The sequence below is a fragment of the Paenisporosarcina sp. P4_D4 genome, from assembly GCF_056401835.1.
This window is the reverse complement of sequence record NZ_JBFUIO010000006.1, coordinates 1-16,941: the sequence shown is the minus strand read 5'-3', so window position 1 is coordinate 16,941 and position 16,941 is coordinate 1. Positions and strand designations below refer to the sequence as shown.

Below are 16,941 nucleotides of genomic sequence, written 5' to 3'. Positions count from 1 at the left end.
GAAGCGTTCTCCCTTTTTTGTGTCATATAGAATGAAAAGATTTAAGTCGCTGTAAATCACTATAATTAACTATATAAAATAGATTTTTTTCAGTGCAGCACACACTGGAATGTTCCGTAGCCTTATGGAAGGACTTCTCACTGTTAACCTGCTTTTATTTAGCTTATAATTATTAGGTAATAGTTGAGTTGATATATTAATGTTTAAATAATTGTATTACACTATAATATGGATATATTTTAAACAGAAAAGGTGTGTGACTAGGTCTCGCCTTGGCTTATTATGCTTTCTAAGCAAGAGCGCCTACATTCTTTCTGCAATTTTAGGGACTAAGGATGGTAAAAATGAACATGAGAGAAACTAATACAGACGTTATCTTAATTGGTGCCGGAGTCATGAGTGCCACTTTAGGGACACTTTTGAAAGAATTAGCGCCGGAATTGAAAATTACAGTGATTGAGAAGCTCGACAATGCAGGAGAAGAAAGCTCGAACGAATGGAATAATGCAGGAACAGGTCATGCGGCCCTGTGTGAGCTTAACTATACAACTGAAAAACCAGACGGATCTATTGATATTAGCAAAGCGATTAAAATAAATGAACAGTTTCGGCTGTCCACGCAGTTTTGGTCACATCTTGTAAAAAACGGGTTGATAAATAATCCAGAAGACTTTATCATGCCATTGCCTCATATGAGTATGGTACAAGGGGAACAAAATGTGGCGTTCTTAAAGAAACGGTTTGAAGCGCTATCAAAAAATCCGCTGTTCCAAGGAATGGAATTTTCTGATGACCCAGCAAAACTGATGGAATGGATTCCGCTCATTATGCAAGACCGTCCTTCGAATGAAGTCATAGCTGCAACAAAAATCGACTCTGGAACGGATGTTAACTTTGGTGCTTTAACGCGCATGTTGTTTGACCACTTACAGAATAAGAACGTCCGTATCAAATATAACCACAATGTTGATAATTTGTACCAAAATGGCGATGGTTCATGGGAATTAAAAGTGAGTAATGTCTACAGCGGTATCGTGGAACACCATACTGCAAAATTTGTCTTTATCGGAGGCGGAGGCGGAAGCGTGCATTTACTGCAAAAATCCGGCATTCCTGAAGGAAGACAAATTGGAGGATTCCCAGTAAGCGGAATCTTCATGGTGTGTAATAATCCAGAAGTTATTGCTCAAAATCATGCAAAAGTATACGGAAAAGCTAAAGTTGGTGCTCCACCAATGTCTGTTCCGCATCTTGATACACGATTTATTGACAATAAAAAATCGTTGCTATTTGGACCATTTGCCGGCTTCTCACCTAAGTTCTTAAAAACCGGTTCAAATTTGGATCTAGTGACCTCTGTAAAACCGAATAATATCTTAACCATGTTGGCGGCAGGCGCAAAAGAAATGTCATTGACAAAATACCTGATTCAGCAAGTTATGTTATCGAAAGAACAGCGTATGGATGAGTTACGAGAGTTTATCCCGAACGCCAAGAGCGAGGATTGGGATTTAGTTGTAGCTGGTCAACGTGTACAAGTGATCAAAGATACTTCTGAAGGCAAAGGAACGCTTCAATTTGGTACGGAAGTTGTTAGTGCTGCTGATGGCTCGATTGCAGCATTACTAGGGGCTTCTCCCGGTGCTTCTACGGCAGTTCACGTTATGCTCGAAGTAATTAAAAAATGCTTCCCGCAACATATGGAAGAATGGGAACCAAAAATCAAAGAAATGATTCCTTCTTATGGCGTGTCACTAATGGAAAATCCAGAGCTTCTGAACGAAATAAATATTTCAATAGCAGAGAAGCTTGGTCTAAGTGAAAAAGAACAAGTCTAAAGTTAATTTTAGATATGGAATTTTCATACTTTCTTTAAAATAGCATTTAAAAACAATAAAAAAGGGGAAGGCTTGATATACTAAGCCTTCCCCTTTTTTATTTTAGCTAAAATAACTACAATGATTCCGACAACTCTGGAGCTATGTCTGTTTACTGAAAGTGAAATTCAATATAGTTTTTCAGTTTGATTTTTTATCCAATAAAGAAAAGATATATATCGAGGGAAAGAATACAATAGAAAGAATCCCTATAATATTATTACTATTTCGAAATAAAAATTATTTTAATTCTAACATAGTTACTGTTGTATAAATAATCGAAAAATACTGATTATACCAGTGTTTTCCTGAAAAATACATTTGTATTCTGTCGGATAATTTATTATTATAAGACAAGTAAATTACTTTTAAAATATATTGAAAGTGACGCTCCCTTCATCATTTTAATACCGAATATAGATATTAGTAGCTTGCTGGTAATTGAAGCAATTTTATAGTCTAAGAGGAGGAAATGAAATGTCAAACAAAGAATTAAAGAGAGGCTTGGAAGCGCGTCATATTCAGATGATTGCTTTGGGCGGTACAATTGGTGTTGGTTTATTTATGGGTTCAGCCAGCACAATTAAATGGACGGGTCCGTCTGTAATGCTTGCTTATGCAATCACAGGAATTTTTATCTTTTTCATAATGCGTGCAATGGGAGAAATGTTATATTTAGAGCCAAGTACAGGTTCATATGCGACATTTGGCCATAAATACATTCATCCCTTAGCGGGGTATATGACGGCATGGAGTAACTGGTTCCAGTGGGTAATTGTTGGGATGTCAGAAATTATAGCTGTTGGGGCATACATGAAGTACTGGTTCCCAGACCTGCCTGCTTGGATACCAGGTCTTATCGCAATAGTGATTCTGGGTGCAGCTAACTTAGTTTCTGTTAAAGTATTTGGTGAATTTGAATTTTGGTTTGCGATGATTAAAATCGTTACAATTGTATTGATGATTATTGCTGGGTTTGGCCTTATTTTCTTCGGATTTGGTAATGGAGGAAATGCAATCGGATTATCTAACCTTTGGGAACATGGCGGCTTCTTTACAGGTGGCTGGACAGGCTTCTTCTTTGCGCTATCACTAGTTATTGGGGCTTATCAAGGTGTCGAACTAATTGGGATTACAGCTGGTGAAGCGAAAAATCCGCAAAAAACATTAACGAGAGCCATTCAAAGTCTTATTTGGCGTATTTTAATTTTCTACATTGGTGCGATTTTTGTTATAGTAACAGTTTATCCTTGGGATCAGCTGAGTTCGATTGGTAGCCCATTTGTAGCAACTTTTGCGAAAGTGGGTATTACAGCCGCCGCCGGACTTATTAACTTTGTCGTCATCACAGCGGCGTTGTCAGGCTGTAACAGTGGTATTTATAGTGCAGGACGTATGCTTTATACATTAGGGATAAATGGACAAGCACCAAAGTTCTTTACAAAACTAACTCGTAATGGAGTGCCTATATTTAGTTTGCTTGGTGTAATGCTTGGTTTAATAGTTGGCGTTGTGCTAAGTTACATTGCACCAGAAAATTTATTTGTATATGTATACAGTGCAAGTGTACTGCCTGGTATGATTCCGTGGTTTGTCATTCTAATTAGTCAAATTCAATTCCGAAAAAGAAAAGGGGCTGAAATGGATAATCATCCATTCAAAATGCCTTTTGCACCGGTGACAAACTACATTACCATCGCCTTTTTAATTATAGTTTTAGTTGGCATGTGGTTTAATGAGGACACACGGATGTCGCTTATTGCAGGTATTGTGTTCTTATTTCTTGTTGTCATTAGTTTTTACGCTTTTCGAATCGGCAAGCGTGTTCCAATAGATACTCAAAATGATGATCAAGTGACTAACCGATAATTCACTTTCTAAAAAACAATAGTAAAGGGGAAGGCTTGATATACTTAGCCTTCCCCTTTTTTTAGGTTATATAAAAATTGGTATATGGTGTTTAACAATAGTACTACTTAAAAAAAGGAACCTTTTTCAGTGCAATAGCTACAGGAATGGCTACAATGATCCCGACAACATTTTGAACGATGTTTCCAGGAATAGAGGCCACAGGTGCAATCCAGTTACCATATAGAACCCCTTCACAAAGGTAATAAACCGCTAACATCACAGGAATAGAAACAATAGTAGCGAGTAGATTGAAAGCAACGCTGCTGCCATTGCTGCCATTGCGGCCATTCGACCAAGCGATTTTTCCAACTATATATCCTTGTAATCCGCGAGCCACAATGGTGAAGGGTGCCCACAATGTATAACTAGAGACTAAATCGAATAACCCCATCCCAACAGCACCAGCGATGGCTGCTTTTTTAGGACCAAATAAGATGGAGGCAATGAAGAGCATAGCTGTTCCAAGATGAACTAAACCGCCATTCGCCGTAATCGGTAGTTTGATATTTAATAAGAGTGTAGCAACGAATACAAGTGCAATTAACATAGACGTTAAAATTAAATCAAATGTGCGTGTGCGTGAGATTGAGCTTGAATAACTTTGTGTATTTTGCATAGTTTAACCCTTCTTTGCGTTTTTTTGAATTCACTGATAACAGTAGCAAAGGGCTGGACTATTTAAAAGTATCAGTTTATAGCAAAATGTAGGGGTCAGATTAAGGTACTACCGGCATACAAAAAAACGGAAGAAAAAATCTCCCGTCTTTTTTACCTCTTATATTATTTCGATGAACCCTACCATAAACGATAAAATAAAAATCGCAAGTTCCATGCGGATTCCTTTAAATTCAACACCAAACAATAATTCCATATGGCGTGGTCTGTGCCGGAATGCTTCTCGTAGTTGGACCATAGATGACAATCAGGTTTCGGTTCGTAATACTCCGTGTGAATGGTTGCCCATTCCTAGATATAATCGGAGTATAAGGAGTAAGATTTAATTTTAATTGTCCATCCTTGCTTTCCAATTGGCTATTGAAGTAATCGACTTTCACATCTTGATAAGGATTATCTTTCACGATGATAAGTGCCCGGTATTGCGGTGGATAAATGAGAGGAACAGGGGCATTTCCATCATAGTACCCGGTTACCCGGTCTCCCACAGCGACCATCTCCGAGTTAACAAAATAAGTGGTCGGCGATACCACGAAATTTACTGAAGCTCCAGCACCATTATCTACTGACATCAACGTATAGCAACCTTCTCCTTCACCATTTGCTCCTATCATGAAATCACTGATTTCCGTGACCGTTCCCTGGAAAGATAAAAAATTGACCAAATTTGTACCTCCGTCGTTATGAAATTATCTCTTATGCTATGCGTACACTTGTCGGTGTGTGAAATGTATTTTTATTCCATTTTGAAAAATGGGAATTAAATGACTGTCAAACAAGATGAATTTCCATTGAAATAGGAGTATTAAGCAAGGTTGAGCTGTAACAATAAGAAAGCACATCAACTTTTTAATGTTGATGTGCTTAGAATGTAGACAAAAAATAAAAAGAGTGAATATAACTGTATACTAATGAAAAAGTGCCTATGCAAGAAAATATTGATTTCCATTGCGGCGGACGCGTTTCGCGGGCACGGCTTYAGTCTCCTCGTCACTACGTTCCTGCGGGGYCTTCAGCTCGTGCTGTTCCCGCTGAAGTCGCCGCCTCCACTCCAATCAACAGATATAGCTTCTGTAAGCGTGTTTCTGCAAAATATTTAAGTTGGAAGGTGGTTGGCTATTTCTGAAGACACCTGCGGAAAAACGAAACAAGCTAGACCCCGCAGGCTCAGCTGTCATAGACAGCTAAGCCGAGGAGGCTAGCGTTTCGTCCGCGGAAAGCGAAAGAAATAGCCGACCACAATCTTTTTCGATAGAGTGCAAAAAATAAGAACTCAATTTTTATACTTTTATATTGATCAATATTCTTTTGTCAACAAGCTGAGCACATCAACTTTTTAATGTTGATGTGCTTTTAAAATTATTCCGGGTCATTCCCTTTTTTCATAATAAAGCTCAAATGTCTTCCGCTTTGTTTGTCTTGGCGATAAGAGAAGCCATCCGGACTAACAAACGTGCACGTACGGTCAATCGTAATTTGCTCTGACGGGATGCCAGCTAATTCACATTGTTTTTTCACGGTCAACTGATTGTCAATGTGATACTTGTGAGTTTGATCATTGTAATACATAAAATCATCGGCGTAGCCAAGGTCTTTGAATTTTACATACACATTTTCATCAACTTCAAATTTTTCCTGGCTCAGCGCTGCACCAATCTGGACATGTAAATCACTTGGGTTACAACGTTCAACTTGATTTAAATGCTCAAAAAGTTTTAATGAGATTTCTTTGACGGTACCTTGCCAGCCGGAATGAATAACGCCTATCAGGCCAGTCACTTCATTGTAAAAAATCACAGGGACACAATCAGCTGTGAAGCTACTTAGCAAGATATTAGGCTCATACGTATACAGGGCATCTGTATCCGCAATGGCTGTATCAACCTGTTTCGCGCCGCGTCCTTTATCATCAAGCGTTACCCGATGGAAATTCGCACTATGTGTCTGATTCGCACAAACGAAATTATCCAGTTCGCAATGTAAGAAGGCAGCTAATTTCTTGCGGTTTTCTACTATATCAGCCGTGGATTCACAGGCGTGGAGAGCCATATTGTTGTATTCCAGTTCGACTTCATTTTTCATGGTCATTCCTGCAATGAATTTTTCATTGTTTAAGTATATGTTTGATTTCATATCATCACCTGATTTTACTATATAGCAGTGAATTACTAATGTATAGGACAGTATAAGTATGGTTTTTCCTAAGTAGGATATTGACATTTACGTGTATCTGAAAGAAATTCCTCGAAAGGAAAATATCTCGAAAATGAAGTATATTAAAGAAAATATAAAATTTATTCATTTGAGAAAACGGTGAATTATATAGGAGGTCTTGTTAATGGAGATAGGAATCAGCACGTTTGTAGAAACAACACCTGATGTTAAAACCGGTAAAGTAATCAGCCACGCACAACGGTTGCGTGAAGTCGTGGAGGAAATTGTGTTTGCCGATCAAGTTGGATTGGATGTATTTGGGGTTGGAGAGCATCATCGTCATGATTTTGCGGCCTCTTCTCCAGCAGTAGTGTTGGCAGCTGCAGCATCACAGACAAAGAGAATCCGATTGACGAGTGCGGTCACTGTGCTTTCATCTGCAGATCCAGTCCGGGTATTCCAGGACTTTGCCACACTTGATGGTATCTCGAATGGGCGTGCGGAAATTATGGCTGGACGGGGTTCTTTTATCGAATCCTTTCCGCTGTTTGGCTATGATTTAGAGGACTATCACGAACTGTTTGAAGAAAAGTTGGACTTGCTGCTGAAATTACAGAAGTCCGAAATCGTGTCATGGTCTGGAAAGCATCGCCCAGCCATTGATAATGTTGGTATATATCCGCGTCCTGTTCAAGATCCTTTGCCTATATGGATTGGCAGTGGGGGTAATAGTGAATCAGTCGTCCGCGCAGGACTTTTGGGACTGCCACTGGTTTTGGCAATAATAGGAGGACGCCCCGTGCAGTTTGCCCCACTTGTTCAGCTCTATAAACAAGCGGCGGCTAAGGCAGGTCATGACGTATCAAAATTACCGATTGCCTCCCATTCACACGGGTTTATTGCAGAGGATAATGAGACGGCAGCAGATAAATTTTTCCCACCGACCCAGCAAGTCATGAACGTCCTTGGACGGGAGAGAGGCTGGGGTCATTACGACCGTGCGGCATTCGATGCAGCCAGGAGTTTTAAAGGGGCATTGTATGTAGGGGATTCGGAAACCGTTGCCCAAAAGATCATACACCTGCGTAAAAATGTAGGGATTACACGCTTTATGCTACATGTACCCGTTGGGACGATGCCTCATGCTGATGTGATGAAGGCCATTGAACTGTTAGGAACGGAAGTGGCACCGATCGTTCGGGAAGAAGTCACCAAATGGGAAGACACACAGTAAGCATCTATTGCTACAGATTCATGGTCTAGAGAATATTTGTTTATGTCCTTTGTGTACGAAATCATCATATAAATAAATTAAAAAGGCAGTAATATACAGGATTCAGAACAATCCTTGTATATTACGGCCTTAAAAAGTTGCCTAAATTCACTTTGAAAGTCTAACCGCTTTTGCATTATGGATTAGTGTCGAATTTTCTTCTTATTTCGTTTTTTCGCAGGAGTCTTCAGAAATTGCCGACCATCTTACTAATGAAATCATATGAAGAGATACGCAAACAGAAGCGAAATCCGTTGATTGGAGTGGAGGCGGCGACTTCAGCGGGAACAGCACGAGCTGAAGRCCCCGCAGGAACGTAGTGACGAGGAGACTRAAGCCGTGCCCGCGAAACGCGTCCGTCGCAAAGGAAATCAACATTGTCTTGCATACGCTCTTTTTCATTAGTATACAGTTATATTCACTCTTTTTATTTTTTGTCTACAGTCTAGACAGACTTCGTTTGCAGAAGTCTGTCTTTGGTTTTATAAAATAAATCTGTTTAATTCTTTATTAAATAATAAAGGACATAAAACCAACTAAAAAACCCGTGTACAATGGCCCAACCAATAGACTTATAAGCTGTGTACGAGATAACCATCGAAAGGCAAGTTCCAAAACCGATTCCTTTCTTTACGACATCTGCAGTTTTCTGTACCTTTGTAATTTTATTCCCCCCATATCTTCACGTTATGACAAAGTATGGGGAGTTATGCGAAATCGTTCGAACGCCTAATAAGGAGTTGCTTCCTCTGAGTTCTGGATGAGGATCATATACTGAAAATAATTGGTTGTGTCTTCTTCGATTGCTCGATCGTTAAGGAAGAAAGTTTGATTGTTAAAAAGTTAAAATCATAAAAAAAACCGAGTAATTTAAAGGTAAAATCTTGTTAACTAAGAAATATATGGAAAAATGTCAACAATCAAAGTAAAAGATGAGGCATTGGGTTTTTAAAGAGAAACAGTGTTCTGGCACCTGTTCTTTCTGCTCGGTTGTTGTCAATATGTCCATTTCCTAATTGAAACGGCAATTAAAATCAGTTAAGTATAAGTTTTCAAAATTAAAGAGAATCCAATTTGATATAGTATATTGTTTAAGTGTCTCTCTAGAGATGCTTTTTTTGTTGTCACTTTTTTATTATCGTCCGTAGCTTTGGTTTTTGGAGCACGTATATAAAACCTCTTGATTATGTTAAACATAACTCTATTCAGCGATTCGTCGTAATCCTAACGAGTGTGTAAAATGCTCTGTACCAACACTTAATTTTTTTTTAAAAAATTGTGCATTTTCAATCGTGTACCGTTTTAAGAAAACGATTTCATTTATCAATGTATTTAGTTAAAAGTATGGGAAAAGCTAAATTTTAAGGGATATCATAGGAATTGAAAATTCCATGGTGACATGGATAATCTACATTGGATATACAGTTTTTGAATAATGTCACACATTGTTTAACAAATCAGAGGATGTAAAATAATAAACTGATGAAACGGGGAGTAATCAACATGACAGGAATATTAACAGCAATCTTATCAGTTATTGTATTACTTGGAGCGGCGTTCTTAATGTCGAATGATAAGAAAAACATCAACTATAGAGCAGTAGTAATCTTGTTTGTAGCTCAGCTTGTTACAGCTTATGCCATGCTTAATACAGCAATTGGTGGACAGGTAGTAAAAGCAGTCACTGACTTTTTCGCTAAGTTGATGGTATTTGGTAATGAAGGGATCGCTTTTGTCTTTGGTGGCTTTGTGTTTGAGAATGACAGACCAGTATTCTTTATCTCGGTTTTATTGCTGATAGTATTTACATCCACTTTGCTAAGTGTATTGACTTACATCAGAATTTTACCTCTTATGATTAAGTATCTTGGAGGAGCAGTTTCTAAATTAACAGGTCTTCCTGTAATTGAATCTTTCTCTACTGTGGCCTCTTCAATCTTTGGAGATACAGGAGCTTTAATCGCAGTAAAAAACCATATTCCTAAAATGAATAAGAACAGATTATTTATTGCTACAACAGCGTCTCTGACAAGTGTATCAGCATCCATTGTAGGAGCTTATATGACGATGATACCTTCTGAATACGTACTGGTAGCTCTACCTCTTAATATAATGTCAGGATTACTACTTGCCTCTATGGTGGCTCCGGCTCAATCAGTTGAAGGTGAAGAAATAAGAGTTAAAGATATGATTAATGATAAGTCTCTATTCGAGGCAATTGGCAATGGTGCCATCGATGGGATGAAAGTTGCAGGAATTGTAGGAGCTATGCTTATTGCATACATCTCTCTTATTGCAATGGTTAACTTTGTTCTTACATCAACTATTGGTATAGACTTGACTACAATTATGGGGTTTGTATTATCACCTGTAGCTTGGTTAATGGGTGTACCAGCTAATGAAATGGTACAAGCAGGCGGTGTAATGGGAACAAAGATCATCTCTAATGAGTTTGTTGCCATGTTGGGCTTCCAAGAAATGATCCCTAACTTGTCTGCTAAAACTGTAGGCGTTGTATCAGCATTCTTAATCTCATTTGCTAACTTTAGTTCCATTGGAATCATCATCGGAACAGTACAGGCAATTGATGAAAAACAATCAGGGGTTGTAGCCAAGTTTGGCCTCAAGATGTTGTTAGTTGCTACAATGGCATCGGTACTAACAGCTACCGTCGTTGGACTATTCCTCTAACACAACTTTGCTGAAGAAATGACCTATCTGAAAAATAGTTGAGACAAGTAACCACTGTGTTACTTGTCTTTCTTTTTGTCCTAGTAATTGATAAGATAACATATTGTTACTTGGGAAGTAGGTGAAAAAATGGCAACAATTAAAGCAGAGAACAAGCCAATGGAGAAGTTGAAATTATTCAGCCTGACATGGCCTATTTTTTTAGAAATCTTTCTTTTTATGTTAATGGGAATTGTAGATACGTTCATGCTGAGTGCCCTTTCGGATGATGCCGTATCGGGAGTCGGTGCAGCAAACCAATATATACACATTGCCATTTTAGTACTCGAAGTTGTCGGAACAGGTGCTGCGATTGTGGTTTCACAATATCTCGGTTCCAAGAGGTATATCGAAGCATCAAAAATATCCGGGCTAGCCGTTACATTAAATCTTGGGATTGGTCTTGTAATAAGCGCGGGATACTTGTTGTTTGCGCGAAGCATGATGTCGGCCATGAATTTACAAGGCGAGGTATTGGTGTATGCAGAACAATATTTGTCCATTGTAGGAGGCGCAATCTTTCTTCAGGCCATCATTAATTCGTTAGCGGCCATTATACGTGTACACGGGTGGACCAAACAAACGATGTATGTGTCGTTGGGCATGAACATCATTCACGTAATCGGTAACTATTTGCTGATTTTCGGGAAATTCGGATTCCCAGAATTGGGGGTTCAAGGTGCCGCCATCTCGTCAGTCATCAGTCGATTCCTTGCACTCATTGTGTTCTTCTGGTTACTCTATCAAGTCATGGAATATCGAGTGAAATTTCACTATTACATTAACCTGTCCAAAGAATACATTGGCAAAATCCTGCACATCGGGATTCCGGCAGCGTTTGAGCAAGTCATGTATCAAGCGTGTCAAATTGTCTTCTTGTATTATGCGACTTATCTAGGAGCGGAAGCTTTAGCTGCCAGACAATATGCGATGAATATTTCCATGTTTACATTCTTATTTGCCATCGCGATTGGTATGGGAACTGCCATCATCGTTGGGCGATTGGTCGGGGCGAATGAAAAAGAAGAAGCTTATTCGCGATTATGGAAGAGTTTAAAATCAGCTCTTATCTTTACGCTATGTATGGTCATTCTTGTTATGATTTTCCGCAATCAGCTGATCGGGTTGTTTACGGATAATCCAGAAGTCATCAAAATAGCGTCCACTGTTCTGTTGCTCAGTATCCTTCTGGAAACGGGACGGACAATGAATATCGTCATCATCAATTCCTTGCGCGCTGCAGGAGATGCTAAATTCCCAGTACTAATAGGAGTCTTTTCAATGGTGTTGATGAGTTTGCCTTTAGGCTATTTCTTCGTTTTTCATTTGAATATGGGGCTGCCAGGAATTTGGTTGGCCATTGCTGCAGATGAATGGACACGAGGCATCATTATGTATTTCCGATGGAAGAGCAGGGCTTGGGAGAAATATGCCCTTGTTCCTCCTGAAGTTTCAGAGACAACACAAACGTAATATATTTATGAAGTTGACAGACTTTACGCACAATGATAATTTCAAGTTAAGAAAACTAAAGGCAATGTAACAATTGGGTTCAACCTCGCAAATACGGTGGTTGGACCCTTTTTCTATTCAAATAGGAGGAGTGCGCGATTGAGAAAACAGAAATTGTTAAGCAGATTAGATGAAATTGGTCAGAGTTTGGAATCAACGGGAGGTGCGTTGTTACTGCTTGGACTCGGTTCAGTGGGGATTGAGCTTGAGCGGCTCGATGACTATTCGGATTTGGATTTCTTCGTGATTGCAAGACCCGAGTTAAAATCCAGATTTATTGACCGTTTGGATTGGTTAGAAGCGGTTCATCCGTTAGCGTTTTCTTTTAAGAATACGAAAGACGGGCATAAAATCTTATTTGAAGACGGGATTTATGCAGAGTTTGCCATTTTTGAAGAAAAAGAAATGGACCATTTTTCGTTTTCAGAGGGACGAATTGTTTGGCAAGAGGCACATTTCATTAATAAAGGTTTGCACATACCTATCGTTCAAAATGTTTCGCCAAAAAAAGATCACTCACTGAACTATTCATTGAATGAGGCGCTAACTAATTTGTATGTGGGATTGTGCCGTTATGCAAGAGGGGAGAAACTATCTGCTTTGAAGTTTGTTCAAGGTGAGGCCATCGATAATATTCTGAATGTGCTGCATTTGATTGAACCAGAGGTAGAGTACTTTCCAGACGTATTTAGCAATGAAAGACGCTTGGAAAAAAGATTTCCACGTTTTGCACAGACGATTGGTGACATGATGCAAGGGTATCACCATGTCCCTGAATCAGCGTTGCATATATTAAAGTATTTAGAAGATGTTTTTCCTATCAATCAGAGGATGGGTGAAGAAATTAGACGTTTGGCCAATTTATGTGTAGCTGAGTGAAGATTTCAAATAGGTAAGGAGAGTAGAATGAAGGGGTTTTTAATTGGCAGTCAGATTTTTTATGTGCTGTGTCTGATTCCTTGGTTCGTGATTTGGGGCTTGTCGTTTATGAGTTTTGATAATGGGTTTAGCGTATGGAACGTTTCATTTGTTCTCGCGATTGGATTTTACCCGATAGCCGTTATCCTCTGTTCCATTTTTTCCTGGATTCTGCATATACAGAGAAAACGAACCGCCATTATCATCAATTTGATTCCAATGCTATGGGTTGCGGGTCTTGGCGTATTACTGTTGATGGTTAATTTTTCATGAAGACCTTATAAAACGTTTGCAGCTATTGTTCTATACTAAAAATAGTAGTAACTTAACAGAAACAAATACAAAAGGGGTTATCACATGAAGCATCTCTCAGAAGGATTCGTTCCTGTTACAGGAGGAAATGTTTATTATCGAAAGACAGGGGATGGACCTGGAGTTCCACTGCTGGTTTTACATGGGGGACCAGGCGGAATGAGCCGGGAATCTGATCCGCTTAGAGAACTGGGTGACGACAGACCGGTCATTCATTATGACCAATTGGGATGTGGAAATTCAGATCGTCCGGAAGATCTTTCATTATGGACGGTTGAACGCTATGTGGAAGAATTAGCTCAAGTGAGAGAAGCTCTTGGATTGGATGAAGTGCATATTCTCGGACATTCATGGGGAACCATGCTTGCCGCTGCATACCTTCTTGAACAACCGAAAGGCGTTAAAAGTGTTATTTTCTCAAGCCCGTGTCTTAATTCAAGCATGTGGGAACGCGACCAGCGCGAATACTTGAAACAGTTACCTCAAGAATTACAGGATATCATCGAAAGAAGCGAACGGGAGAATACAACTGATTCAGCAGAGTACCATCAAGCGATGATTCAATTTTATGAGGGACATGTCTGCAGATTGTTGCCTTGGCCTGAAGAACTTCTGGCAAATATGTCGAAAAGCAATCATCAAATCTATGGCTACATGTGGGGCGCGTCAGAATTTACAGTGACAGGAACATTAAAAAGCTTTGATGTCACCGATAGATTGCATGAAATCTACATGCCAAGCCTCTTTACGTGTGGACGCTATGATGAAGCAACACCGAATACAACGGAATACTATTCGAGATTAGTTCCAGATTCCGAGTTTCATGTATTCGAAAACAGCTCTCATATGCCAGGAGTTGAAGAGCCTCAAGAATATTCAAAAGTAGTAAGAGCGTTTTTAAACAGTCAGGCAAAATAAGCACAAAAAATCCCTCCAATCAGTAAATGATTGGAGGGATTTAATATTTTCTATCGTTTGATACAGAAAATCTTACATTTTGCCTTCTTTAATCCAAAGCCAATTACGAAAGGCACCAAATATCGAAACGAATAACAGTGCGCCAAGCAAAATTAAATAAACAATTAAGCGATTGTTTTCTTTGATTTCTTCCAAATGTAGTCCAAACCACAATAACAGTCCTAAAAATAACACCCACATAAGAATGTTCGGTCCGATTAACAGTAATCTTAATCCTTTGTCGTTCGGATTTTTTTTATCTTCCATTTCAACATCATCCTTCCTTTGCCGAATTCGGTGAATCTCAGAAAAGATTCAACACTTTAATATTAAAAAGTATAACCCATATCCAACTTCAGAGCATTTGAAATTCTAGTAGCAAAGGTTTTCGTGAAAATACAATAAGAAGAAATCTTTTGTCAGATTTCTGAAAGGTATGTTTCAAAAATAAAGGATTTCATACTTGTAAAATCGAAAAGGAAGTACATAACCAGATTTGAAGGCGCATGTTTTTAGTGAAAAGGAAGGACGAACATAGATGACATATGAATTGAAAACGAAGGAAACTGACCGCAGTGTAATTGAGTTCATTGAAGGAGTGGATCATCCGAAAAAGCGGGAAGATGCATACAAATTGCTCGACATCTTCACAGAAGCTTCAGGCTATGAGGCGAAAATGTGGGGACCAAGCATAATTGGATTCGGTAGTTACCATTATAAATATCCGACAGGACATGAAGGTGATGCCCCTCTCGTAGGATTTTCACCACGCAAAGCGAAAATCAGCTTGTACTTTGCGACGGGTGATACCGAACGTGAGCAGCTGCTCGAAAAGTTTGGCAAACACACGTCAGGAAAAGCTTGCGTGTATATTAATAAACTAGACGATATTGACGTGGACGTAATGAAAGAGTTGATCTATCAATCCATCACATTTTTGCAAAACATGTATCCTGAAAATTCATGAATGGTTATTGTGATGGTTCATCACAACAATAAATAAAGATTAACGGGGGAATAATTATGGAACAATGGGTGGAAAATCTTTTTACAAAAGAGGTTTTGGAGGATGCGGCAACACGATACGGAGCGGATGCAACGGACGCCAAGAAGCTAGGGGATTTCGAGAATTATGTGTATGAGGTGAAAAGGGATGGCAAGCCATTTATATTGAGGCTGACACACTCCTCGCATCGTTCAAAATCGGAAGTAGAAGGCGAACTGACGTGGATTAACTTTCTAAACGGTCACGGAATCAACGTGTCACTTGTACATAAGTCTGTAAAAGGTGAACTCGTCGAAGAATTATCGGTTGGTGATTCTTATTTCTATGTCTGCTTGTTTGATAAGGCACCTGGAACTCCAGTTAAAATGAAGGATCCTCAATTTGGGCCGGAACTTTTTGAAAAATGGGGAGCTATTACAGCGAAAATGCACTTAGTCACCGAAGATTATGAAGCGTCGGGGACAGAGCGTTTAAGTTGGGAACAGGATGATTTAATTGAGCTCGACAAATATATTGATCCCGTAAAAGATCAAGCAATTGTTGAAGGCAATCGCAATCTTGTCGCGGAGATTCAACAATTGCCACAAACAAAGGAAACATTTGGTTTGATTCACTCGGACATACATCCTGGCAACTTCTTCTACCATGACGGCGACATTCACGTATTTGATTTTGATGATGCGATGTATTTTTATTTTGTGAGCGATATTGCCATACCGGTCTATTACACAACGTGGGGGAAGTACGGAGAAGAATCGCTTGAAACACGTTCAGCTTTTGGGACTGAAGTATTGACTCATTTCCTTAAAGGTTATATGAATGTAAGAGCCATACCGCTAGAATGGATTGAGCGTTTGCCTTTATTCTTGAAGATGCGCGACTATACATTGTATGGCGTTTTCCACAAGAAGGTCGACCTAGCCAATAATGAACGTGTAAATGAGCTCGTAGTCGGTATCCGCAATCGTCTAATTAAGGACGAACCGATTGTCGACTTGGATTACCGGGCGATTTGGGAACAATCATTACAGGCCCAATTAAACAAATAGAAACTAATATACGAAACTCGCTACGTTTGCGGGCGGGTGTATCTGGTGTGTGGTGTCGCCATTTGAAGCTGAGCATGAGTATTCTAACGAAGAAATAGAAAAGGAATTAGAAGAATTTAATAAATAACATGCTAACGGGTGCGTTCGTATTATAAGGTCAACCAGTTTTTACTGGTTGACCTTATTTTTATAGGATTTAAGATATCAGTAGCCAGGGTAGGATATACGGGTGCGTGGGACGATGATCCCGTGAACTAAACTGTTCACCCCCTACTTGTAGAAGCATGTTTAGTTCTATAAGAATCACTAAAAAAATCAAACTGTTTTATAAAAACTGTATACTAAATCACCAGAAAAGAATCCATTTTGATCAATCTTTATTTCAAAGCTACATTAGAATATCTAAGACGGTCCTTCTTATATCGATTACATTTACGATCGTTCTTTTTGAACAGCTGATAAAGGGGTGCAGAATTTTCAAAAGTTCTTCTGTTCCAACTACTATCCGCTTGAAACAATAACGAATCTATTTATTTCCTCCTTTCATACTATTTCCTCCTTTCATAC

At 39.1% G+C, this 16,941-nt stretch carries 14 protein-coding genes; 10 read left to right on the top strand and 4 right to left on the bottom strand.

Annotation, left to right across the window (positions count from 1 at the left end):
• Positions 1–344 precede the first annotated feature (344 nt).
• On the top strand, positions 345–1,838 hold the full coding sequence (locus AC1DSL_RS03205) for a malate:quinone oxidoreductase (RefSeq protein WP_477531146.1): 1,494 nt from the start codon (positions 345–347) through the stop codon (positions 1,836–1,838).
• Positions 1,839–2,354: 516 nt separating this feature from the next.
• Positions 2,355–3,746 carry an amino acid permease gene (locus AC1DSL_RS03200; RefSeq protein WP_477531145.1) on the top strand — a complete coding sequence of 464 codons (1,392 nt, stop codon included), beginning with the start codon at positions 2,355–2,357 and terminating at the stop codon, positions 3,744–3,746.
• Positions 3,747–3,849: 103 nt separating this feature from the next.
• Here AC1DSL_RS03200 and AC1DSL_RS03195 read toward each other — a convergent pair whose 3' ends face one another.
• The 3 genes from AC1DSL_RS03195 to pgeF form a co-directional block, all read right to left on the bottom strand.
• On the bottom strand, positions 3,850–4,404 hold the full coding sequence (locus tag AC1DSL_RS03195; RefSeq protein ID WP_477531144.1) for an ECF transporter S component: 555 nt from the start codon (positions 4,402–4,404) through the stop codon (positions 3,850–3,852).
• Between the two features lie 232 nt (positions 4,405–4,636).
• Positions 4,637–5,128 carry a hypothetical protein gene (locus AC1DSL_RS03190; protein ID WP_477531143.1) on the bottom strand — a complete coding sequence of 164 codons (492 nt, stop codon included), beginning with the start codon at positions 5,126–5,128 and terminating at the stop codon, positions 4,637–4,639.
• A gap of 694 nt (positions 5,129–5,822) precedes the next feature.
• On the bottom strand, positions 5,823–6,596 hold the full coding sequence (pgeF, locus tag AC1DSL_RS03185) for a peptidoglycan editing factor PgeF (protein WP_477531142.1): 774 nt from the start codon (positions 6,594–6,596) through the stop codon (positions 5,823–5,825).
• A 205-nt stretch (positions 6,597–6,801) separates the two neighbouring features.
• On the opposite strand from pgeF, the gene AC1DSL_RS03180 reads away from it, so the two are divergent.
• The 6 genes from AC1DSL_RS03180 (at position 6,802) to AC1DSL_RS03155 (ending at position 14,280) form a co-directional block, all read left to right on the top strand.
• Complete coding sequence (locus AC1DSL_RS03180) at positions 6,802–7,851, top strand: LLM class flavin-dependent oxidoreductase (protein ID WP_477531141.1); 1,050 nt, start codon at positions 6,802–6,804, stop codon at positions 7,849–7,851.
• 233 nt (positions 7,852–8,084) lie between these two features.
• Positions 8,085–8,210 carry a hypothetical protein gene (locus AC1DSL_RS03175; protein ID WP_477531140.1) on the top strand — a complete coding sequence of 42 codons (126 nt, stop codon included), beginning with the start codon at positions 8,085–8,087 and terminating at the stop codon, positions 8,208–8,210.
• A gap of 1,183 nt (positions 8,211–9,393) precedes the next feature.
• The gene (locus AC1DSL_RS03170; RefSeq protein WP_477531139.1) at positions 9,394–10,581 is read left to right on the top strand and encodes a NupC/NupG family nucleoside CNT transporter; all 1,188 of its coding nucleotides are present in this window, start codon (positions 9,394–9,396) and stop codon (positions 10,579–10,581) included.
• Positions 10,582–10,710: 129 nt separating this feature from the next.
• The gene (locus AC1DSL_RS03165) at positions 10,711–12,093 is read left to right on the top strand and encodes an MATE family efflux transporter (protein WP_477531138.1); all 1,383 of its coding nucleotides are present in this window, start codon (positions 10,711–10,713) and stop codon (positions 12,091–12,093) included.
• A 138-nt stretch (positions 12,094–12,231) separates the two neighbouring features.
• A complete protein-coding gene (locus tag AC1DSL_RS03160) occupies positions 12,232–13,011 on the top strand; it encodes a hypothetical protein (RefSeq protein WP_477531137.1) in 780 nt (259 codons plus the stop codon).
• A 396-nt stretch (positions 13,012–13,407) separates the two neighbouring features.
• A complete protein-coding gene (locus AC1DSL_RS03155; RefSeq protein ID WP_477531136.1) occupies positions 13,408–14,280 on the top strand; it encodes a proline iminopeptidase-family hydrolase in 873 nt (290 codons plus the stop codon).
• Between the two features lie 72 nt (positions 14,281–14,352).
• Here AC1DSL_RS03155 and AC1DSL_RS03150 read toward each other — a convergent pair whose 3' ends face one another.
• A complete protein-coding gene (locus AC1DSL_RS03150; protein WP_342542565.1) occupies positions 14,353–14,586 on the bottom strand; it encodes a hypothetical protein in 234 nt (77 codons plus the stop codon).
• A gap of 271 nt (positions 14,587–14,857) precedes the next feature.
• Between AC1DSL_RS03150 and AC1DSL_RS03145 the strand changes: the two genes are divergently transcribed.
• Both AC1DSL_RS03145 and AC1DSL_RS03140 read left to right on the top strand, forming a co-directional pair.
• Positions 14,858–15,286 carry a DUF1801 domain-containing protein gene (locus tag AC1DSL_RS03145; RefSeq protein WP_477531135.1) on the top strand — a complete coding sequence of 143 codons (429 nt, stop codon included), beginning with the start codon at positions 14,858–14,860 and terminating at the stop codon, positions 15,284–15,286.
• Positions 15,287–15,342: 56 nt separating this feature from the next.
• Positions 15,343–16,374 carry a phosphotransferase enzyme family protein gene (locus AC1DSL_RS03140; RefSeq protein WP_477531134.1) on the top strand — a complete coding sequence of 344 codons (1,032 nt, stop codon included), beginning with the start codon at positions 15,343–15,345 and terminating at the stop codon, positions 16,372–16,374.
• The last annotated feature ends 567 nt before the right edge of the window (positions 16,375–16,941 follow it).

Coding starts and splice junctions, on each gene's coding strand:
- AC1DSL_RS03205 (WP_477531146.1), top strand. CDS start 345: ATGAACATGAGAGAAACTAATACAGACGTTATCTTAATTGGTGCCGGA.
- AC1DSL_RS03200 (WP_477531145.1), top strand. CDS start 2,355: ATGTCAAACAAAGAATTAAAGAGAGGCTTGGAAGCGCGTCATATTCAG.
- AC1DSL_RS03195 (WP_477531144.1), bottom strand. CDS start 4,404: ATGCAAAATACACAAAGTTATTCAAGCTCAATCTCACGCACACGCACA.
- pgeF (WP_477531142.1), bottom strand. CDS start 6,596: ATGAAATCAAACATATACTTAAACAATGAAAAATTCATTGCAGGAATG.
- AC1DSL_RS03180 (WP_477531141.1), top strand. CDS start 6,802: ATGGAGATAGGAATCAGCACGTTTGTAGAAACAACACCTGATGTTAAA.
- AC1DSL_RS03170 (WP_477531139.1), top strand. CDS start 9,394: ATGACAGGAATATTAACAGCAATCTTATCAGTTATTGTATTACTTGGA.
- AC1DSL_RS03165 (WP_477531138.1), top strand. CDS start 10,711: ATGGCAACAATTAAAGCAGAGAACAAGCCAATGGAGAAGTTGAAATTA.
- AC1DSL_RS03155 (WP_477531136.1), top strand. CDS start 13,408: ATGAAGCATCTCTCAGAAGGATTCGTTCCTGTTACAGGAGGAAATGTT.
- AC1DSL_RS03150 (WP_342542565.1), bottom strand. CDS start 14,586: ATGGAAGATAAAAAAAATCCGAACGACAAAGGATTAAGATTACTGTTA.
- AC1DSL_RS03145 (WP_477531135.1), top strand. CDS start 14,858: ATGACATATGAATTGAAAACGAAGGAAACTGACCGCAGTGTAATTGAG.
- AC1DSL_RS03140 (WP_477531134.1), top strand. CDS start 15,343: ATGGAACAATGGGTGGAAAATCTTTTTACAAAAGAGGTTTTGGAGGAT.